An 18,458-nucleotide genomic window follows, 5' to 3' on the forward strand; every position below is an offset into this window, starting at 1 on the left:
TATAAAAACTGTTGTTGTGCCATATCTATCCTTTCAATGGCTCAACCCCGTAGCTTGTAATGTTTGTCTGCTTTTTTCTTCGTTGTCTGCTACCTCCTTTTTTATGTGTTCGTAAAGGGCAAAAATAGAATTTCATAAAGAATCGGCAATAAATCATAACTCATTTATAACTCATTTCGCTTAATTTCCATGTAATGAGCAGCATGTATTGTTGTTCTCTTTATCGGGCACAAACAAAGCAAGTGCAAATTAACAGAATAAAAACTCATCCTCCTGAAAATAAAGTGTTAAGATTCTGTTTCAATTCTGTTTTCAGGGGATGATTGGGATTATTCTATCTTTTTGAATACTCTGTTCCACCGGATTTTACGGGAATACGGCTCTTCGGATTTCCAGATAAAGGAAGCCTTTCCCACAATCAGATCATCGGGGAGCAAGCCCCAATAACGGGAATCTTGCGAGTTCTCGACCTTGTCTCCGCCCATAAAAAAATAATTATGTGAGAAAATGTACGATGGAAGAGGAGTAGCATTGTCCCACAACGTATCTTTGCCGAGGGTAAGCGGATAACCTTTCTCCCACTCGATTATTTTCTTGTATAAAAGGCTGTTTGTCCTGTCCAACACTATCTTGTCTCCTTTCCGGGGGATGTACAGCGGCCCGAAATCCTTGATGTTCCAGTCGAGCGTGCTGTCCCACGGGAAGGCATGAAATACGCCGTCGGGCAATTGTTCTTTTGTTGTTCGGCTCAATTGTCGCTCCGCCGCGATGTTCCCGTATCTTTTGCCCGTATCGGCATTTATCACGTAAAACCCGTTAATTATCCGGAGCGTGTCGCCGGGAACTCCGATACAGCGTTTGATGAAGTATTTTGACATATCCATTTCGATCCTGTCCCAAGTATCGGGATGGGGAATATGGAAGACAACCACATCGTTGTTTTTAATGCGGGTATAGCCGGGCGCACGCCGGATGTTTACCTTTTTCCCTTCCACGGCATCGAACAGGTCGAACAACCGGGCGCCATACGCCAGTTTGTTTACCAGCACATAATCGCCGGGGATGATTGCCGGCTCCATCGAATCGGTGGGGATTCTGTACGAACCGAAAACGAATACGCGCAGCAGGATGAAACCAAACACCAGAATTGAGCTGTAGTAGAAGATATTCAGCCCGATATTGCCGATTCTTTTTATTACATTTCGTTGTTCACTTTTCATCTTCAATTTCCTTGCTTTTCAATATTTTCTTTACTTCATCGCGCATCTCATTGATGGCCGTCGAGTGTACCTTGGGTTCTTTTTCCAGAACCGCATGAGCCGCCCGTTTCATTTTTTGCGGTTGATAGTTGGCGGAATCGGCATAGAGCTTCGTGAGCAGGTAATAGGGATAAATTCTTTCGGGCAGCAAATATGTCGAGTTTAAATAGCACGTCTCGGCTTCCTTGTATTTTTTCATTTCGTGGTAATTGCGTCCTTTCACGTTGTAAAACATCGGGTCGCAACTCAATTGAAGACCACGTGCGAGTATGCTGTCGGCTTTTCCGTATTCCTGCATAGCATTAAGCGCGACAGCATATTCAAAAACAAATTTTTGGTCGTGATTTAACCTTGGATAAAGCTGGGCATACCCATCCATCACACTTTGGTATGAGCGCATATTATAGAGAGGACGGATTTTGGTCCACTCTTTTTTTGCTTGGCTATAGAGTTGCAGTTGTTTCAGACAAAGCAGCGTACAGGCAAAGAGTACAATTAAAAATAAAATAGAATTATAAATGTTTCGCTTTGTTTTTTTCTTTCGATGAGCTTTCTCTGTTTTTGAAACGCAAACCGAGCCAAGCAGTACCCACATTACCAGAAATTCCCATAAATAATAGGGATAAGAGGCAAAGGCAAAAACGGATAATGTTAAAAAACTTCCGGAAGCACCGATTTGTTTGTTTCGTATGCCACTTCGAATGATGAAAACGGTGAGGAGCAAGAACAGGATGCCGCCCAAAACGCCCTGTTCGAGAAATATTCGCAAGTATTCGTTAAAAGCATATTCGGGACTTCCGGCAACCAACTTTTCGGTTTCGGAACCTATTCCGCTTTTAAAGTAATCCATTTGTGCCTGTGCATAAGCGGCGGGAAAACCGCCCAAGCCCACACCTTTCGCCGGCGATTCTTTGATTGCCAACGCGGTAATTTTCCACATAAACAGACGACCGTTGGCGGAGTTTTTTTTTAGGTGGAAAATGCCGTAAATCCCTCCGATAAACAGGACGATCATTATAGCCGTAGCCAAAATAACTCTTGGCGGATTTCGTTTTTCGATGTTTCTTAACTTCGCAATTGCATTAGTATCAAAAAACAGTACCAATATACACCCAATAATTGCCGCAATCCATGCCGTACGACTCAATGTGGCGGGAAATACCGACAGAAGAATTATACCGACAGCAAGAAAAACATGTTCTAAAATCTTGTTTTTGTGCCTGAAAACGAGCCAAAAGTGTAACGTCAGCGGAAAAATCAGGGCGATAAACCCGCCGTAAGGACCTGGATTGAAAAACGAGCCGGTGGTTTTGAACACAAAGTGGCTAGAAGGCAGTAAGTTATAGAGTTGTCCCAAACCCCAAACACCTTCCACTAAACCCAATATGATAATAGCATAGGTTACTTGCTTTGAGAAAACAGGAAACAAAAAAAAGCACACACGACAAATGCACCACAATATACCCAATAGAAAGACAGTATATAATGATACAGGTGCAAGATGTCCCTGATAGTCGTAGTTGACGGCTATCACTACAATAAAGGAAAAAACTATCAGATCGATAAATATATCGATATTAGTATTTATTAAACGCTTATTTGGATTTATTGCATTCATTTAATACCATAAAATCTCTTTATCCCTGTAAATAAAAAGCCGTGAACCCTGCCTATTATTTTTATCCTGATGTAATAGGATAAACAGAGCATTTTTCGGAACATCCTTGTATATCATATGTTTGCCAGTCCCCATTTGCTTTTGAATGGATTGCCATCCATTATTCCAATAAAATAACTCAAACTCAAACTCTTTTTTCAATCCGGAGTCAATATAAGGTGTAAAATCCACACTTGAGATACAATATTCTGCCCCTAAGTCAATATCGATGAAATTCTTATTTAACACCTTAATATATCCTGTAGACTTATATTCATCAAAAATATAAGAAACTTGTTCTCCGTTTTCTATAGAATCAAGAGGGTGAACTAACTTTACGTGATTAATTTTTTTCTCTTTTTTTTCACTATCTCTTTGAAAGAAGGACAAATCACTATAAGCCATGGTTTTACTGGGTAAAGACAAACGAATATATCTGACTGTTCTATTTGAGTATGAACCTATCTTATCACCATATATCTCCACTGAATCGGGAAAAACACATAGGGTGTCTGATTTCTTAAACGATCGGTCACAACTTCCTTTCACCACAGTCCCGCTGATAATTAGATGGTTAGATAGATTGCTCAGGAGTGATTGTGAACCATAATGTTTAATACACAAATCCTCAGTATCCTTAAGATCTGAATTAAAATATTCAATTTCACCGGATTCATTTAATAAAAATGGTTCCCCGGCAGGATTGAGAGATTTATTTATATAATAACAAGGTAAATAAACGATATCCTTTCCCATCCCTTTAAAAACAGCTTTGTTTTTCTTAATCCGCCCCCACTGTACTGGACGCCAACCGTTTGCACTCCAAACACATAGATAAGCGTAGTAAACATTTTCAGAAAGATTTGATAATGGAACAGAGACATTTGCAGTATCAAAATATTCATGAGAAACATCCTTTTTCTTGAAATTTCTGAAAAGTGGGGGAATATCTTCAATATCCACTCTAGTATCGGTAATTGGACCATCAAAATAATTTTTGAAAGTGTGCCTGTATATCTTAGGTGCTCTGAAACGCCCATAAATATAATCAAATGTTTTATTGTTATAAATTCGTTTATATTTCCACCTGTCCTGATCCCAAAAAGGCTCGAATGCAAATGACTCACCGTCTTTGATTAACACATTCCATGAATGATCGTTGTACCTGTTACCCCATGCCGGAACAAAATCAATAGCAATGGCCATACCCAACGATGAAAATAATAAAGAATTATACCAACAGCGATTCGTACATAAACCGTGGCGAAGACACTCCAAGGTCGATGCATTTAAAATAGGAACTTGTATGCCCCAAGATCTCGAATATGTGATGTGCCGGTATTGATACAGTAACGAATCGGCTTCGTCTATCATATCTTTTCCGGGCTGAGTGAAATATCGCCTTTTGTGTCTGTCATGGAACCTTGTCCTTGCGCTATCAATTACCAAACCGTTCACTCGTCTGTAAGGAAGGATATATTCACAAAACTCATCGAAGCTACAATTTTTTGTATATACATTCTCTTGCCACGCACTAAAAGCCAAGTCAATCTCGGAAATTAATTGTTTAGCCGAGATGGTTTCCAAATCCAATTGGAAAGGCAGGCTGCGTAATTGAGGATTTCGGGTAGAAAAAGCGTTCCAAAGGCTGTCGATTTTTTGTCCTCTGTCGGCGTTCATGGTATAATTGTATTCCTTCGCTAATGCATTATATTCCTCATAGAATGGAGCGCATAAATTTAATATCTCCTTATTTTGAGAAAAAGACCCGTACATATTTGTTATAAGGAATCTGGCGGCTTTAAGCTTTAACGTATCGTCCTTATAATGGTTAAAAACCTTTTCCAATTCAGGCCTGTTTGTGCCGGATAATTTTAAGGCTTGATGCAATAGCTTGTTCTCCTTTTGATTACAAGAAGTAATTGTAATCAAAGTTGCCAGTACACAAATCCAAAACTTATGCCGACATTTTCTTAATTGAAATTTTACTCCCATATCTGCTGATTATTATTTCTCTCTTTGTTTTCCGGGGCAAATTTATTCCAACTCATTAGCTAAGAACGTACAAACCATTTCTTTTGTATGACGAGGCCACAACCGCGGCTGACTATTTGTTCAAATGGTAATGTTTCATTTTTAGTTTTGTCTTATTTTTTCAATTGATGCAGTTTCACTATTAAAAGCATAAAATGTATCATTCTCTATGCAAAAAGTCGAATATATATTTCCAGGTAAGTGATAAATTGTATTTAGCTCAAAATTTGGGCGTAATTTAATTCGTAGTATAGTGTTCGCCAGAAACTTATCTCCTTGAGTGGAAATAAGAAGATATAATTCACCATTGTCTATATAGGATTCCCTTACAAAAGCTGTATAAGAATTAGGACTATCAGGCTTTGAATTAATGAATTCTATATTTTTCTGAATTATCGGAATAAAAGAGTAATTAAATGATTCAAGTTTTTCCTTGTTAATAAGGTCATACTTCTCTATTATTGGTTGATTATCAGATACGGCATAGAAATATTCATGATCTTTTAATAAGTCTCTTTTATTTTTTATAATATTTTGGAGAGAATGATTAAAATCAAATGATTCTCCAAATGAACTTATGTCTTTTTTATTTGTGAGATTTAAAAGTGAAATACTGGTTTTTAAATCCCTATTATATGAACCCATATACAGAAAATTATTATGGGTAAATATTCTCTGTTCAGAGAATACTTCCGTATTAAAGCTATAGATATAGTTATTGTCGGCTAAAAAACATTTTATGGATTTGCTACCTATATCCATGATATACACACTGTCATTAACAAGAAAAAAATTTCGTGGTTCCGTTAAATCGTGTGGTCCTATTCCCCATTCACCAATTCTTGTATTTATACTAAAATCTGTGTTTAGCTTTATTAGTTGACGGCTTGTTCTTTCCAAGAAATAAATATGATTTTCTGTAATTTGCATTTTTATTGCGTCTGACATGAAAGTTGAATCCGGAAGAACATCCATACTGCTTTCCAAAACGCAGGAAATAATTTTAAAATCAGCATTGTATTTTTTACAAGAACAAATGAAAATGATAAATAATATAAAGAATACCGGTTTTTTAGATAAATAGTTGATCATTGGAATTGAATTTTGAAGAAGTGTCCAAATGTATTATTATAAGTCTATATTAATGCATGTTGGACACTCTTTTGTTAAACTTAGCCTTGGCAATATGTATAATTATCGTCACAACATACATAACCAATTGTATGGCTCTCATCTCTTGTATACCGACAAGAGCTTCCCGAACAAGAAATTTCAGCACCATCTAAACAAGTGATTTTTACAGAACACGTTGATCCTCCACCACTTTCATCTTGCGCCAAAGCTTCCACATTTGCCAACGCCAAATCACTTAAATTGACATTTCCGTTCAAACTTTTGTACATTCCGAAACCTGCGGTTGCAAGGAGTGCGAGGACGAACAGGCCCGAAAGAATTTTCTTCTTCATTCCTTTAAAAATTGTTTAAAACTATTGATTTCTGCCTCTTTTTTAGAAGGCTTTTTTTATTCTACATTTCTTTAAGTTTGAGAATCAAAAGAAATTTTTCCATTCGTTATAATTCTTTCTTCCAGTTAAACTTAATCATTTGATCAAGCCCAACAGCATAAATGCTGTCCCCCACCAAAGTAAATTTCAGTAATATATGGTTTTCATCAAGCTTAATATGTTTCTGTAATTCGCCGTTGTGGTTGAGTATAACGATACTTTCGGGATAAACGTCATTTGTTTCAAAAGTTTTACCGCTAAATGAAAGAAAAAGATACTTATCATTCAATTGAATATCGTAAAAACCTTGCTGATTATCCCTTGCCCAGTTAAAAGCAGGACGTGTTTCATATTTTGGGGTAGTAAAAAATGCATCCCACTCTTTTTTGACGTTGCCTTTATCAGTTATCTCATAACAAACTAAATATCCGGTAGGCTGGGATGCAAAATACAATTTGTTGCCTATGGAGGCAAACCATCCGTATAAATATGAATAATTTTCGTCAGGCATTTCTCTAATCGGTCTTTCTCCAAAAGTTTTAAGGATTTTCAAATCTTTATCAAACAGAACAAACATATTCTCGTGCCCAAATAACGCCTGGCTCACATAGTACCCATTATTCATCTTATGAAGTCCTAAAGTTGAAATTGAATCCGTATTAACTTGAAATCTCTCTTTAGAGACTAAGGAAATTGAATCGTTTTCGATATGTGTTTTAAAAGATACCATTTTTCGCAAATTCGTATCATAGATTTCTATCACGCTGTCATTATAGTTATGATAAATGCAAGACGCCGACATAAAATCATCAGGACCACTCCCGATTTCCCCCCAGTAAAATTGATGAGCTGTTTTTCTGTTATAAAATAAAAGCGACTTACCCATCATTGGTTGTGTAAATAACAGATAATCTCCGTATGACTTTATCTCAAGAGGTGGTTGCATAATAAGTTCATCAGGTAACACTTCAGGCGTAACAACCTTCGGATGAGGTAATGATATCACTTTTGTATCACTTTGATTCTTACAAGCCGTAATCAATAACAATAGTAAAAATATATATATTTTTCTCATATTATAATTTTATTGTACAGTTGAATCTTCAAACAATAGGGATAAATAATAAGCACATAAGTAAGACGGTTTGTAAGCCCATAAATAGACTTGATACCCAATTACCTATGTGCTTACCTCCTTTTATCTATTTTTCATGTTCCAATGAGACCATCCCGTGCCACTACCATCTGGATATGTTACATAGTAGTGACAATATTGAGCCGGATACCATGCAAGAGCGAAAAGGCCCGAAAGAATTTTCTTCTTCATACTAACGAATTTAATAGACTTAATGCAATAACAAATCTATCTCAACATCTTGTTATAAACATTCTTTTTGGCTCATTTATAACTCATTTTTTATAATTTACTGGAATGCAATATATTACCTAAGTCCATTGTTGATCAATTTTACAAAAAATTGTTTCAATTGAATACACTTCACTCAGAAATTTAACCAGCAAGTAAACAGAAATAGTTGCTCAGCTAAGAATAAATTGTTAAGATTCTGTTTCAATTCTGTTTTTTATAAGGCTAGTGCATTCCCTATAAATAAAACTTTATTCCATATTTTCTTTCTGTTTTTGTTCTTAATAGGGTGGTATCCGTCTTACTGTTAGCGCTATTAAGCTTAGCTTCATTCGTTTCAATGTACAACCAAATATCTCCGTTTTCAACTTGCTTTGTTGTAATACTTTTAATGTCTTTCGCCTTTATTGAGTCAGTATTATGAATTTGTATTATCTTACCGTTAAGAAAAACTTTTTTAATATTGTGCGTCAAATCATTACCCGATGCATCCGATAGAGTTGTCTTTGTTTTTTTCGTGGATTTAGGAATTTTCTTGTCGAAATTCTTTTTAACGGAAATAACGGTCGAATCTTGGTCATGTTTGAAAGCATATAGTTTCACAGGAATGCAGCATGCTAACATCAAAGTAAAAATTAATGCAAATCGTTTCATCTTTATGTCTTTTTAAGTTTTAAATTTCATAATGGCAGCTTCGCCTTCGTGTAAAACAATGCCGTAGATTATCCCGTTGAATTCATCAATGGCAAAAGCAAGTACTTCATGGCTCAAACGAAAAGATTTTACGAAGTTACCATTCCATTCGAATACGAAAATATTTTTTCCCCATGATACTCTGCGATTATTTTCCACAAAGGTTTTTCCGGAATAGAGCATATAGCAATACTGATCGGTGGCGTAAGAGCTTTTATAGCCCAATAAACAATTATCATCAAGTTGAAGCGTATTATCGAATCGTGCTTGGACTTTATTTCCTGTTCCGTATTTTTTCAATAGCTCTGTTTTTTCGTCCTTGATTTTATAAAATTCCAAGTTATCGGAATAGCTACTTCCCAGAGCAAAATACATTCCCCCAGGCTGTGAACACAGATTCCCCTGATGCAAAAAGAAGCGAGCATGAGCATTCTGAGCCTTTTCTTCTGAAGGATACATGCCTGCATGGTTCATTAAATTACCCTCTCTATCATAAATGTGATATCGTCCTTCTTCAAAGGGTCCGATACCCACCAACGCTCTTTCTGTTGCAACAACATTAGCCGGACGTTCTTTGATATGAACAGACTCTGCTAATGTTAATGATTTACCCAAAATATCGTAAGTGTTAAAGATACCGGATTGTATCTGAAATACATATAATTTGTTATGAATAGAAGATAAGGAAAATCTTAGCGATCCCGAAACTTCACCTGGACCACTTCCTGTCTGTAATATCCTATCGATGCATCGATTGCTTCTCACATCCAGGACGGTTATTGTCTTCGAATCATATGGGTCACAAATAAATAGCAACGTGTCATATGAAATTAACCTATATGGTTTACCAATCAGACAATCAACATCTATAAGTTCTCCCGAAACAGATTTAATATCAGATAAAAAAAGATTCTTACTCTGCCTGGTACAGTTTATCGGTAAAATAAAAAATAGGATTATTATAAGTTGTCCTGTCTTCATACATTTTCTGCTTTTGAGTAAAAGCATTGTCACTCAGAGAATGACAATGCTGATAATTAGACGAATACACAGTGTTGCAGGTAAAAATAGTGTCCATCTATAACGACAGTTCCACACCATTCATCGGAACAAAGTGTAGAACATTCAAGATTAGGACTCCCTTCTCCATATGCCAATGCCTCCACATTTGCCAACGCCAAATCATTCAAATTGGTGTCGCTTTTCATACTTTTGTGCACTCCCAAACCTGCGGTTGCCAGGAGTGCGAGGGCGAATACGCCCGAAAGAATTTTCTTCCTCATACGAATAAAAGTTTAGTTAATTAATAAATTGTTGATTTTTGCCTCACTATTGAGGACTTTTTTATTCTATATTTCCTTTTAGCTTGACAATCAACGGTGAATTATTCACCTTATCCTTTCTATGATTCATGGAATCCAAGTCTGTGAGAAAGACGACCACTTTGTTTTGCAATTCGGTGACTGTTTTGACAATTTTTTCTTGCAAACTTATCCATGCGCGAATTTAGTTCCATACTATGAAACCATTCCTTTTATATTGAGACTATTGAAGGTTTCAGATAAGTGTCATCAAACGAAGTTACTGATTATACCATACCACTAATACTCTACCACAATGGGATTTTCATCTTCATTTTCATTGTTTTTAAACATAATGAAACTGGTCAATCCATCACCCACACCAATCGTTGAGAGGCACTCCAAGTCATCATTCTCGGTTATATCTTTCGGATCATAAGTAAAAGTACGCCAAACATTGTCCGCATGAAAAGAAACGTGTCTTTTTTTATCCATAAAAAAATCAATCAGTATTTGTCCTTTCACTTTCCGGAGGGTTCGGATATAAGAATATCCGGGCAGTTCCTTGAGATAGTCATATTCATATTTAGAAAATAGATCTTGTAACATCTTTGATGATAAAAATCTTTTTTCATTAATTATTCTACGTTCGGTGAAACTATTATCAAAAGGAGAATATATTACACATTGGTTAGAGACACCTTGTTGAAAAATAATCTCTTGCCCAAAATCTACAAACTGTACGGGCTTAAATACCATGAATGGTATTTCACTTTTCAAATAGGAAGAGATTTTTTCCCCTTTCCCATTTGAAATCGTTAAACAGTTATCATTCTGTCCTGTTAGAAGAAGTATATGGCTATCATTGATTATATGAATTTTATTTATTACGTAAGGATAATCTATAGAAGCAAATTGTTCCCAAGAATCAACAGCTTTACGATATTTCCTTATTTTTTTAAAATCACTAATCCATATCTCAATCTCATTATTTTCATTTATGAGGCAGGCAAAATCCGTAATCATGGTATATTCGTCAGGACCTGCTCCCAATTTATTTAAGGTTGAAACAAATCGTCCGTTATTGTCAAACTGAAGTATTTTGTTTTCTCCGGAGAGTATGAAATAGCAGTCCTTTCTTTTAATAATTTTTCCCACTTTACCGACAAGAGCCTCGTCCGTTGTTTCTAACGCGATTTGTTTGCCTCTCTTCCCAAACAAGTCATCCAAGCTTTCCACTTCTATTGCGTTTCGATTAAAACCAGAGATAAGAGAAGATTCTTGTTGCCTCTTTTGGCATGAATAAGAGAATAGTAACATAAAGCATACAAATGCTACGGTCGTCTTATTTTTCATGTTTTTTTATTTTTATTTCCATTAAAACCCTGTTTTTAATTATCTCCGGAGTGTTAAGTAATTTCACAATAGATTTGTAATGCGTCAGGTATTTTCTTTCTGTGTATTTTTCTAAAAATTCTTTTGCCTGCATACTTACCAATAAACTTGTATCGGTACTTCCTTGTATAGTCGTAACACCATGATCGACATTAAGTTCGTCAATTAGTGTATTGAATTTATAAACACTTTTCGTACTAACATTTATAATCCGAAAAGAATCATCCTTACCATGCAATTGCATGAATAGCAATCCGGAGACATAATAAAACCCTGTAATATTATGAACCATTTTTTTTGTTTTTATGATTTCAGCCATTTCTTTATCACTAAATCCATTGTTGGGAAATATATCAAATGTAAGCAAACTGCTGTCAAAATTCAAATGAAAAAAAGGCGTAAAAGATTTAGTGTTGTTGCTAATATAAACAGTGTCAATATAGGGTAGAAGTGAATATACTTCTTCATCTTTGTCATTATTTGCAAATAAAGAAATAGGGATACTCCTGTATTGTTTGTTTTTTTTCTCTACAAAAGTCTTTACAGTTTTTAAATCAGTAGAGGTTTGCCTTACAAAAAAAGGCGATTCCCTGTCAAATCCCCCATCATAAAATAAAAAACCATTATCGTCAAAGCGGGCCAATTTGACAGCGAAATATGGTAATACCTCTTTAGCCATAAAGTTTCCTTTCAGAGAATATTTATGAATAAAATGTCGGCTTTCTACAACCCAGAGTTGATCCTGTTTTTTGTCAATAAATATATCACACGGGGTTTCAACAGCTCCTGTACCCTTTCCATCAATACGTTTAATAAACTTGCCCTCTTTATCAAAAATACAAACGGCAAAATCACTTAAAGAGTAAAGGTAAAAAAGATCTTTGTATTTTATTATTTTCCAGCAATCGGTCATGTAGGCATCCGGTAAATTTTCAAGCACGATACAATTGACATTTTCAACAATTTCATCAAAATCTATTTGAACTGCAGCATTCATGGGAAGTGATATTAGGTCATTTTTGTGTTTCTCGTTATCAGCATTGCAACAACAGATATGAAACAACAAAGGAATAATAAAAATATTGTACTTATTAAAATTCATGTGATCGATTTTTATATTAAGCTTAAAAGATTGGATATTATGTATTCAACTTTCGCAAGTATCAGTTATCAGACATTGTTCACTAACAACGAGGAGATATTTAGCTGTTTTGCGGGGACACATCCCGCGCAGCCTTGCGTTAAAAAAGAAAAGCTGTTTGAGCGTAAGCGAACTTTTGCGTTAAGTGGGTGCAGAAGCAAAGCTTGCTTTGGTTATGCCGAGCGTAGCAAACCTCTGCGAAGCGAATGTTAGTGCCAAACAAAGAAGCTTGCGAAACTTAAATTATGTAAAACTCAAATTTTTTATATGGTGATTGAATAAATTCTTCTACTGTTAAATAAGAGGAGGGAAATAACTTCCCTCTCTCTTCTATAAGGGCTGATTAATAATAAGGTTTAACCTCCCCACATGTACAGTTGTAACCTACTCCCGTACTAATACAAATTGCTTCCCATCCCTGCCAGGTTTCGCGTGTAGCCCAACGACATTCACCTCCTCCACCCTCGTTTTCTGCCAACGCCTCCACATTTGCCAGTGCCAAATCATTCAGATCGGCATTACCGTTCATACTTTTGTGCACTCCCAAACCTGCGGTTGCCAGGAGTGCGAGGGCGAATACGCCCGAAAGAATTTTCTTCCTCATTCCTTTAAAAATTTAATTGTTTAAAACTATTGATTTCTGCCTCTTTTGCAGAGGGTTTTTATTCTATATTTCCTTTTAGCCGTATAATTAACGGCGAGTTGTCCATATTGCCGTACACCGAAACGGTTTTATTGAAATACCCCCGGTCGTCGGCATTATACGTTATACTGACAATTGTTGTACTATCCGGATGTACCGGCTTTTTCTCATACTCAATATGCGTGCATCCGCACGAGGCGCGGGTGTGGAATATCATCAAAGGCGATCCGCCCACATTCTTTATTGAAATGCTAACCATTTTAGCCTCTCCTTTTGGGATGGTTCCCAGATCAAACTCCGTGTTACCTACTTCAATTTGTGTGTTGCGAGATGATGGTGTTCCTCTGCTTTGATATGCATTCTGTGATATTTCGGATAAATACATCTCCTTAACCCGCAAATTATGAACGGGATTTCCGATAAACACGACTTTATTCTCATCGTCGAGCAAAAAAGTCTGAAATTGCTGATGTGTCGGAAAACGATTCACCGCATTCAGTTTATCTTCCATATCAATACAAACCGGGATGTCAAGACTGTCTCTTTTTAAGAGATACGATATTTCTCGCAAATCTTTGGGATGGAATACGAAGATAACGGGAACGGTACCGTGAGTCATGGAATCTGCCTCTTTTATAAACTCTTTCCACTTATGCAGTTGCAGTTTGCAACTGGTGCAACCGATGGAATCCACATACACCAATATTTTGTGAGATGCCGGAGGAATGGTGTAATCTGTGGTGTCTCTGCCGTGCAGCGTAAAAACAAGACCTTTCGGGAAAATTATTTCCCTGTTCTGCCATTCGGTAACGACTTTGGCAATTTCTATTTGCGGATTATTTTTACAAGAAAGCATCAATCCGCATACACCCGTCAACAAAACAAAATAAGATAATCTCATGTTACAAATGCTCTAATTTAAATTTTACCACGGGTAGATTGGAGTTTACATCAACGGCATACATCTCTTTTGTCTCTTCATTTACATCAATACCGTAAATAAACCGATCCAATGTATATTTGACGAGCGGTTCTCCTTTTACCGAAAAAACGTAGATATATTGACCGCCGTCTGTCGCGGGTTGCCGCTGTTGTGCAATCTCTTTAAAGCTTCTGCCGTGAAAAACGGCATAAATATATTTATCCGTTACCTGAATGTCGCTGAATCCCATAATTCCCGAAGGGATTGCCATTCCTTCCGTCTCATTATATTCCGGCTCTCCGTGAGGGCCAAACTTCACGATATGCGTGCCGTCTTTTAAGTTAAAAATTTCCAGCACTTCTCCCAACTGGGTTACCATAGCCAGAATTCCGTTATCTGGGTTATAGTCTATGAAGGAACGCCATGCCTGGGCTAAAGCTATGTCTTTGTTTTTATGTTCTACGCTTGGTATTTCACCACGGCTGGATTTTATATCCCCATTCATATCAATAATATGAAAACGGTGTTTGCCAGAATAGTCGGGAATGATAAAGCAGGAATCATCATACAAGGCAAAATCCAATGCGCGAATAATCTCTTTGTCTAAAGATATTTCCTTTGTACTCGTCTTTTCATGAACACGTTGCAATGACAAATTCGTAATCAAGTGCTTGTTCGCATCCAATCCCCACATCTTTCCCCCGGCTAATCTGAAATTTTCAACTGACAGATTCTCTTCGGGTGCTTGACCACGCTTTCTGAAAGAAGATATATACCGGAATTGTGGATAGGTAAAAGAATGATAGAAATAGTCGGGATGATGCAAATCCATTACAATGGCCAAACTGTCTTGATGCTTAATCCTGAACGGATAGCGCAACATGACAGAATCCGTTTCAATACTCTTTCCTGTAAGTGAGATGTTGACGGGAAACGAGTCATAAGAGAGGTTGTTGTTGGTGTTCTTACACCCTATGGCAACCGTAAGTAAACAGCAGATAAGAAGATTGTGGCTTAGGTACTTCCTCATTCCGATTAAAGTATTCTAATAAAGGCAACTTTGGTGGAAATCTGCGGACAGTCTAAGCTGCCAATTCCAAAACATTGATAAATTTGATTATCTTCTCCTGATGCCAGCGCTTCAATATTTGAAAGCACCAATTCGGATTTTATGCCGTTTCGTTGGCTTTTTAAATACACAAGAGACAATACTGATACTGCCATAAATAGTGACAAAATTACTTTTTTCTTTTTCATGATCTTGAGAAATTAATCTTAACCGGACGAAGATAGAATTTAATAATCAATTAATAAAAAATGCTGGCTCATTTATAACTCATTTCGTTTAATTGTTTAAAAATGAGCGGCATATATTGTTTGCTCATGTCCGATTTTGTCGTGAATTTTGTGTCTTTCAAGATTATTTCTACCTTTACGGTTCAAAACCAAGAGCGATGTTTTTCACCGATTCAACATATAGAAAGATAATTTTGTATCTTATTATTGCAGCTTCTTCCATCTTTACGTTATTGGCGGTTTTAGGAACTGCTGAGTATAAAGAATCCGAGCACAAATTGCAACAGAATTTATCATCCGTATTTGAACAGTCCATTCATGAGCAGGTAAGACTAAATATGGAAGGAGAATTTCAATTAGTTCATATTTCAGAGAATCAATCTTTAAAGAAAGGAACAATTCGACGCCAAACAGTTATTACAGAAGATACGACTATTACAAAAGAAGTTGAGGTGAGAGGAGATTTGGAATTGGAACGATTTAAAGGTTCGCAAACCTATCTGTTCCTTCGGAAACGTATTCAACCGCAAGAATTGCAGCAAATTTTCGACTCCGAACTGGAGGAAAACAAACTTATGTGTTCTTCTGTCGTTCTAATACGCCACAATCAACGGACACAAACAAGCGGTGACACTACCAATCTTAGTTCTTATTACCGGATGCCAATTGTAAAAGGTGGAGTTTTTGATGAAATTGACTATGAGGGATTTGTTTACTATTCACCTTTTGTCGTCTTTAAGTTGATGTCTAAGAGATTATTGATCATATTACTATTTATTGAAATTTTAATGTTGGGTGTAACCGCATATTTATTTATAGAGAAAAAAAAAATAAAACCCGATAAAATTGTGAAACGAGGAAAATATTATTATCTTGGTAAAACTATTTTCGATACGCGTAAATGTGAATTAATTGGACAAAAGGGAGAAATCGTCGCTGTTACCAAGCAACCATCTGAAATGCTTTTGATGTTTCTCCAGAGTGATGAACACGTAGTCAGAAAAAACGCACTAAAAAAAATACTGTGGCCTGATAATCAATATACTGCTGATCAAAATCTGATGAGTGCAATTAACAAATTAAGAAATTATCTTAAAGAGATGGATTGCACATTTAATCTAGTCACAAAAAAAGGAGATGAATATTATGAATTGAAGCATATGCAAGATGATATAGATGAAAAGATGGTGAATGATTAACGATTTGAATGCACCATACTATATCTCTTACAAAATTAAAAAATGAAGTAAAGAAATGTGCAAAAAAATATTTTCAATTTTATTTTTGGTAAATATTAAAATAAATTCATACCTTTGCAGTCGCAAAATGAAATAAGGTGAAATTTGCAGAAAATCAGCAATCGCCTATTCGGTGGAGTAATCTTATTTTTGATTTATAAATTATTGATTGCCAGAGCAATCCAAGATAAAAATAAATCCCGGGCGGATCACGAATACTGAACTCCTGCACAAAAAAACAGGAGTTTTATTTCATACATACAAAATTTCTAACATTCACAAAAACTACTAAATGGCAACAAAACTGCGTTTACAAAGAAGAGGCCGTAAAAATTACGCCTTCTACCAGATTATCGTTGCAGATAGCAGAGCTCCACGTGATGGAAAGTACATTGAAAGGATCGGATCTTACAATCCGAACACAAATCCTGCTACTATCACTTTAGATTTCGACAGAGCTTTGTATTGGCTGCAAGTGGGTGCGCAACCCACAGACACCGTCCGTAATATTTTATCGGACGAAGGAGTATTAATGAAAAAACATCTCCTGGGAGGTGTAGCAAAGGGCGCTTTCGATGAGGCAGAAGCTGAAAAGAGATTCGAAGCATGGATAAACTCCAAACTGCAAGCCAGCCAAAAGCTGAAAAACAAAGACGAAGAAGCACAACGTGCAGCAGAAAAGGCCCGCCTGGATGCTGAAAAAGAAGTGAACAAAGCAAAAGCGGAAGCATTGGCGAAGAAAAAAGCCGAAGCGGAAGCTGAAAACAATCCGGTTGCAGAAGAAACAGTAGAAGAGACCGTTGAGGCTGCAGAAACAACTGAAGTTACGGAAACAACTGAAAATGAATCCGTAGAACCAAAAACAGAAGCTCCGGCTAATGAAGCTCCGGCTGAAGAGCCAAAAGCGGAATAATCAGTCTACCACATACCTTTTTAAATGCGCCTGACCGGCGCATTTTTTTTGTTTTGCCATAAATTGTTAACTTTTTTTAAAGATAAATTATCCTTAACAAATTCGAAACATCCATTTTTAAAGCTAAATTTGTAGATTAATTACTTCGTGACTATACTGTATTTCCACGTGTAAAAATTACGGAAATGAAAAAAGAAACAAGAGAAAAAATGGTTAAAACGCTAAATATCATAGCGAAAGACCGAAAAAGAACCAATATATTAAAAAGCTCGGAGCAAAAATTAATAGCATACCTGGTTCAAAAAGTTCCGTTATGGATAAATTCGGATGGACTGACCGCCATCGGTTTTTTTGGAAATGTCATGGTCGCGTCCAGTATTGTGTTAGGTGCTTTTTTCAGCCGCTACTGGCTACTGCTATCCATCGTTGGATTTGCGATTAACTGGTTTGGCGACTCACTCGACGGCAGAATTGCCTATTACCGGAACAATCCACGTAAATGGTACGGATTTTCGTTGGACGTTACCGTCGATTGGGTAGGTACCATCTTAATAGGACTCGGATTTACGGTTTATGCAGAAGGTGTCTGGAAATACTTGGGCTTTCTGTTCGTCGTTCTGTACGGATGGCAGATGATCACGGCACAACTGAGGTATAAGGTAGGCGGACAATATTCCATCGATTCGGGCATATTCGGGCCCACCGAAGTCCGCATCATCCTGGGAGCAATTATTACCTTGGAAGCATTTATTCCCCATTCCATATATTACCTCACTACATTGGCAACAGCCTTTTTGCTCTATTCAAATTTCGTGGAAGCAAAAAAATTACTAAAACTTGCCGATAAACGTGATGTGGAAGAGAAAAGAATTAAAGCAGAGGATCTTCAAAACCGGCAAAGAGAAAACGCCTGATCCTCCGCAATACCAGCAAGACCCCGATATCATCCTATCGGGTTTTTTATTGGCAATAAAATTTTCGGCAGGCATTGACTGCCTCAGCCAACGCAAATTTTCCCTAAAAAGAAAGCTGCGCTTTAACTATTCTCTTAAATAATGTTGTAAGCCAACTACTTTTACGATTTTTTATAATTTT

At 36.6% G+C, this 18,458-nt stretch carries 18 protein-coding genes; 3 read left to right on the forward strand and 15 right to left on the reverse strand.

Annotation, left to right across the window (positions count from 1 at the left end):
- Positions 1–329: 329 nt before the first annotated feature.
- The 15 genes from lepB to KCV26_15235 all read right to left on the reverse strand — a co-directional run bounded on the left by lepB (position 330) and on the right by KCV26_15235 (position 15,173).
- The gene (gene lepB / locus KCV26_15165; GenBank protein WZX36613.1) at positions 330–1,220 is read right to left on the reverse strand and encodes a signal peptidase I; all 891 of its coding nucleotides are present in this window, start codon (positions 1,218–1,220) and stop codon (positions 330–332) included.
- The gene (locus KCV26_15170; protein ID WZX36614.1) at positions 1,210–2,877 is read right to left on the reverse strand and encodes an O-antigen ligase family protein; all 1,668 of its coding nucleotides are present in this window, start codon (positions 2,875–2,877) and stop codon (positions 1,210–1,212) included. Before KCV26_15170 ends, lepB begins: the two co-directional genes overlap by 11 nt.
- Entirely contained in the window at positions 2,878–4,911 is a 2,034-nt protein-coding gene (locus tag KCV26_15175) for a hypothetical protein (GenBank protein ID WZX36615.1), read from the reverse strand. It lies immediately after the preceding gene.
- Between the two features lie 141 nt (positions 4,912–5,052).
- The gene (locus KCV26_15180) at positions 5,053–6,042 is read right to left on the reverse strand and encodes a hypothetical protein (protein WZX36616.1); all 990 of its coding nucleotides are present in this window, start codon (positions 6,040–6,042) and stop codon (positions 5,053–5,055) included.
- Between the two features lie 80 nt (positions 6,043–6,122).
- Complete coding sequence (locus KCV26_15185) at positions 6,123–6,416, reverse strand: NVEALA domain-containing protein (GenBank protein ID WZX36617.1); 294 nt, start codon at positions 6,414–6,416, stop codon at positions 6,123–6,125.
- Positions 6,417–6,522: 106 nt separating this feature from the next.
- Positions 6,523–7,530 (reverse strand): hypothetical protein, encoded by a 1,008-nt coding sequence (locus tag KCV26_15190; protein ID WZX36618.1) that lies wholly within the window; start codon positions 7,528–7,530, stop codon positions 6,523–6,525.
- Between the two features lie 528 nt (positions 7,531–8,058).
- Positions 8,059–8,475: a hypothetical protein gene (locus KCV26_15195; GenBank protein WZX36619.1), complete on the reverse strand. Its 417-nt coding sequence runs from the start codon at positions 8,473–8,475 to the stop codon at positions 8,059–8,061.
- A gap of 12 nt (positions 8,476–8,487) precedes the next feature.
- Positions 8,488–9,495, reverse strand: a complete 1,008-nt coding sequence (locus KCV26_15200) for a hypothetical protein (GenBank protein WZX36620.1) — start codon at positions 9,493–9,495, stop codon at positions 8,488–8,490.
- 56 nt (positions 9,496–9,551) lie between these two features.
- Entirely contained in the window at positions 9,552–9,797 is a 246-nt protein-coding gene (locus KCV26_15205) for a hypothetical protein (protein ID WZX36621.1), read from the reverse strand.
- A 318-nt stretch (positions 9,798–10,115) separates the two neighbouring features.
- On the reverse strand, positions 10,116–11,171 hold the full coding sequence (locus KCV26_15210; protein WZX36622.1) for a 6-bladed beta-propeller: 1,056 nt from the start codon (positions 11,169–11,171) through the stop codon (positions 10,116–10,118).
- Complete coding sequence (locus KCV26_15215; GenBank protein ID WZX36623.1) at positions 11,161–12,312, reverse strand: 6-bladed beta-propeller; 1,152 nt, start codon at positions 12,310–12,312, stop codon at positions 11,161–11,163. Before KCV26_15215 ends, KCV26_15210 begins: the two co-directional genes overlap by 11 nt.
- Positions 12,313–12,694: 382 nt before the next feature.
- Positions 12,695–12,955: a hypothetical protein gene (locus tag KCV26_15220; protein WZX36624.1), complete on the reverse strand. Its 261-nt coding sequence runs from the start codon at positions 12,953–12,955 to the stop codon at positions 12,695–12,697.
- A 58-nt stretch (positions 12,956–13,013) separates the two neighbouring features.
- Positions 13,014–13,895 carry a DUF1573 domain-containing protein gene (locus KCV26_15225; protein WZX36625.1) on the reverse strand — a complete coding sequence of 294 codons (882 nt, stop codon included), beginning with the start codon at positions 13,893–13,895 and terminating at the stop codon, positions 13,014–13,016.
- Between the two features lies 1 nt (position 13,896).
- On the reverse strand, positions 13,897–14,946 hold the full coding sequence (locus KCV26_15230; protein ID WZX36626.1) for a hypothetical protein: 1,050 nt from the start codon (positions 14,944–14,946) through the stop codon (positions 13,897–13,899).
- 5 nt (positions 14,947–14,951) lie between these two features.
- On the reverse strand, positions 14,952–15,173 hold the full coding sequence (locus KCV26_15235) for an NVEALA domain-containing protein (GenBank protein ID WZX36627.1): 222 nt from the start codon (positions 15,171–15,173) through the stop codon (positions 14,952–14,954).
- Positions 15,174–15,370: 197 nt separating this feature from the next.
- Here KCV26_15235 and KCV26_15240 point away from each other — a divergent pair, with 197 nt between their 5' ends.
- From KCV26_15240 to KCV26_15250, 3 genes are all read left to right on the forward strand, one after another.
- Positions 15,371–16,411, forward strand: coding sequence for a helix-turn-helix domain-containing protein (locus KCV26_15240; protein WZX36628.1), 1,041 nt, complete (start codon positions 15,371–15,373; stop codon positions 16,409–16,411).
- 331 nt (positions 16,412–16,742) lie between these two features.
- Positions 16,743–17,363 (forward strand): 30S ribosomal protein S16, encoded by a 621-nt coding sequence (locus KCV26_15245; GenBank protein WZX36629.1) that lies wholly within the window; start codon positions 16,743–16,745, stop codon positions 17,361–17,363.
- Between the two features lie 209 nt (positions 17,364–17,572).
- Positions 17,573–18,277 (forward strand): CDP-alcohol phosphatidyltransferase family protein, encoded by a 705-nt coding sequence (locus KCV26_15250; GenBank protein ID WZX38410.1) that lies wholly within the window; start codon positions 17,573–17,575, stop codon positions 18,275–18,277.
- Positions 18,278–18,458: the final 181 nt, after the last annotated feature.

It is taken from the genome of Petrimonas sulfuriphila (assembly GCA_038561985.1).
Lineage (GTDB): Bacteria > Bacteroidota > Bacteroidia > Bacteroidales > Dysgonomonadaceae > Petrimonas > Petrimonas sulfuriphila.

Excerpts from the sequence above, each read along its gene's own strand:
- KCV26_15235 (WZX36627.1), bottom strand. The coding sequence starts at position 15,173 with ATGAAAAAGAAAAAAGTAATTTTGTCACTATTTATGGCAGTATCAGTA.
- KCV26_15230 (WZX36626.1), bottom strand. The coding sequence starts at position 14,946 with ATGAGGAAGTACCTAAGCCACAATCTTCTTATCTGCTGTTTACTTACG.
- KCV26_15195 (WZX36619.1), bottom strand. The coding sequence starts at position 8,475 with ATGAAACGATTTGCATTAATTTTTACTTTGATGTTAGCATGCTGCATT.
- KCV26_15210 (WZX36622.1), bottom strand. The coding sequence starts at position 11,171 with ATGAAAAATAAGACGACCGTAGCATTTGTATGCTTTATGTTACTATTC.
- KCV26_15170 (WZX36614.1), bottom strand. The coding sequence starts at position 2,877 with ATGAATGCAATAAATCCAAATAAGCGTTTAATAAATACTAATATCGAT.
- KCV26_15250 (WZX38410.1), top strand. The coding sequence starts at position 17,573 with ATGGTTAAAACGCTAAATATCATAGCGAAAGACCGAAAAAGAACCAAT.
- KCV26_15185 (WZX36617.1), bottom strand. The coding sequence starts at position 6,416 with ATGAAGAAGAAAATTCTTTCGGGCCTGTTCGTCCTCGCACTCCTTGCA.
- KCV26_15245 (WZX36629.1), top strand. The coding sequence starts at position 16,743 with ATGGCAACAAAACTGCGTTTACAAAGAAGAGGCCGTAAAAATTACGCC.
- KCV26_15205 (WZX36621.1), bottom strand. The coding sequence starts at position 9,797 with ATGAGGAAGAAAATTCTTTCGGGCGTATTCGCCCTCGCACTCCTGGCA.
- KCV26_15175 (WZX36615.1), bottom strand. The coding sequence starts at position 4,911 with ATGGGAGTAAAATTTCAATTAAGAAAATGTCGGCATAAGTTTTGGATT.
- KCV26_15215 (WZX36623.1), bottom strand. The coding sequence starts at position 12,312 with ATGAATTTTAATAAGTACAATATTTTTATTATTCCTTTGTTGTTTCAT.
- KCV26_15220 (WZX36624.1), bottom strand. The coding sequence starts at position 12,955 with ATGAGGAAGAAAATTCTTTCGGGCGTATTCGCCCTCGCACTCCTGGCA.
- lepB (WZX36613.1), bottom strand. The coding sequence starts at position 1,220 with ATGAAAAGTGAACAACGAAATGTAATAAAAAGAATCGGCAATATCGGG.
- KCV26_15200 (WZX36620.1), bottom strand. The coding sequence starts at position 9,495 with ATGAAGACAGGACAACTTATAATAATCCTATTTTTTATTTTACCGATA.
- KCV26_15225 (WZX36625.1), bottom strand. The coding sequence starts at position 13,895 with ATGAGATTATCTTATTTTGTTTTGTTGACGGGTGTATGCGGATTGATG.
- KCV26_15180 (WZX36616.1), bottom strand. The coding sequence starts at position 6,042 with ATGATCAACTATTTATCTAAAAAACCGGTATTCTTTATATTATTTATC.
- KCV26_15190 (WZX36618.1), bottom strand. The coding sequence starts at position 7,530 with ATGAGAAAAATATATATATTTTTACTATTGTTATTGATTACGGCTTGT.
- KCV26_15240 (WZX36628.1), top strand. The coding sequence starts at position 15,371 with ATGTTTTTCACCGATTCAACATATAGAAAGATAATTTTGTATCTTATT.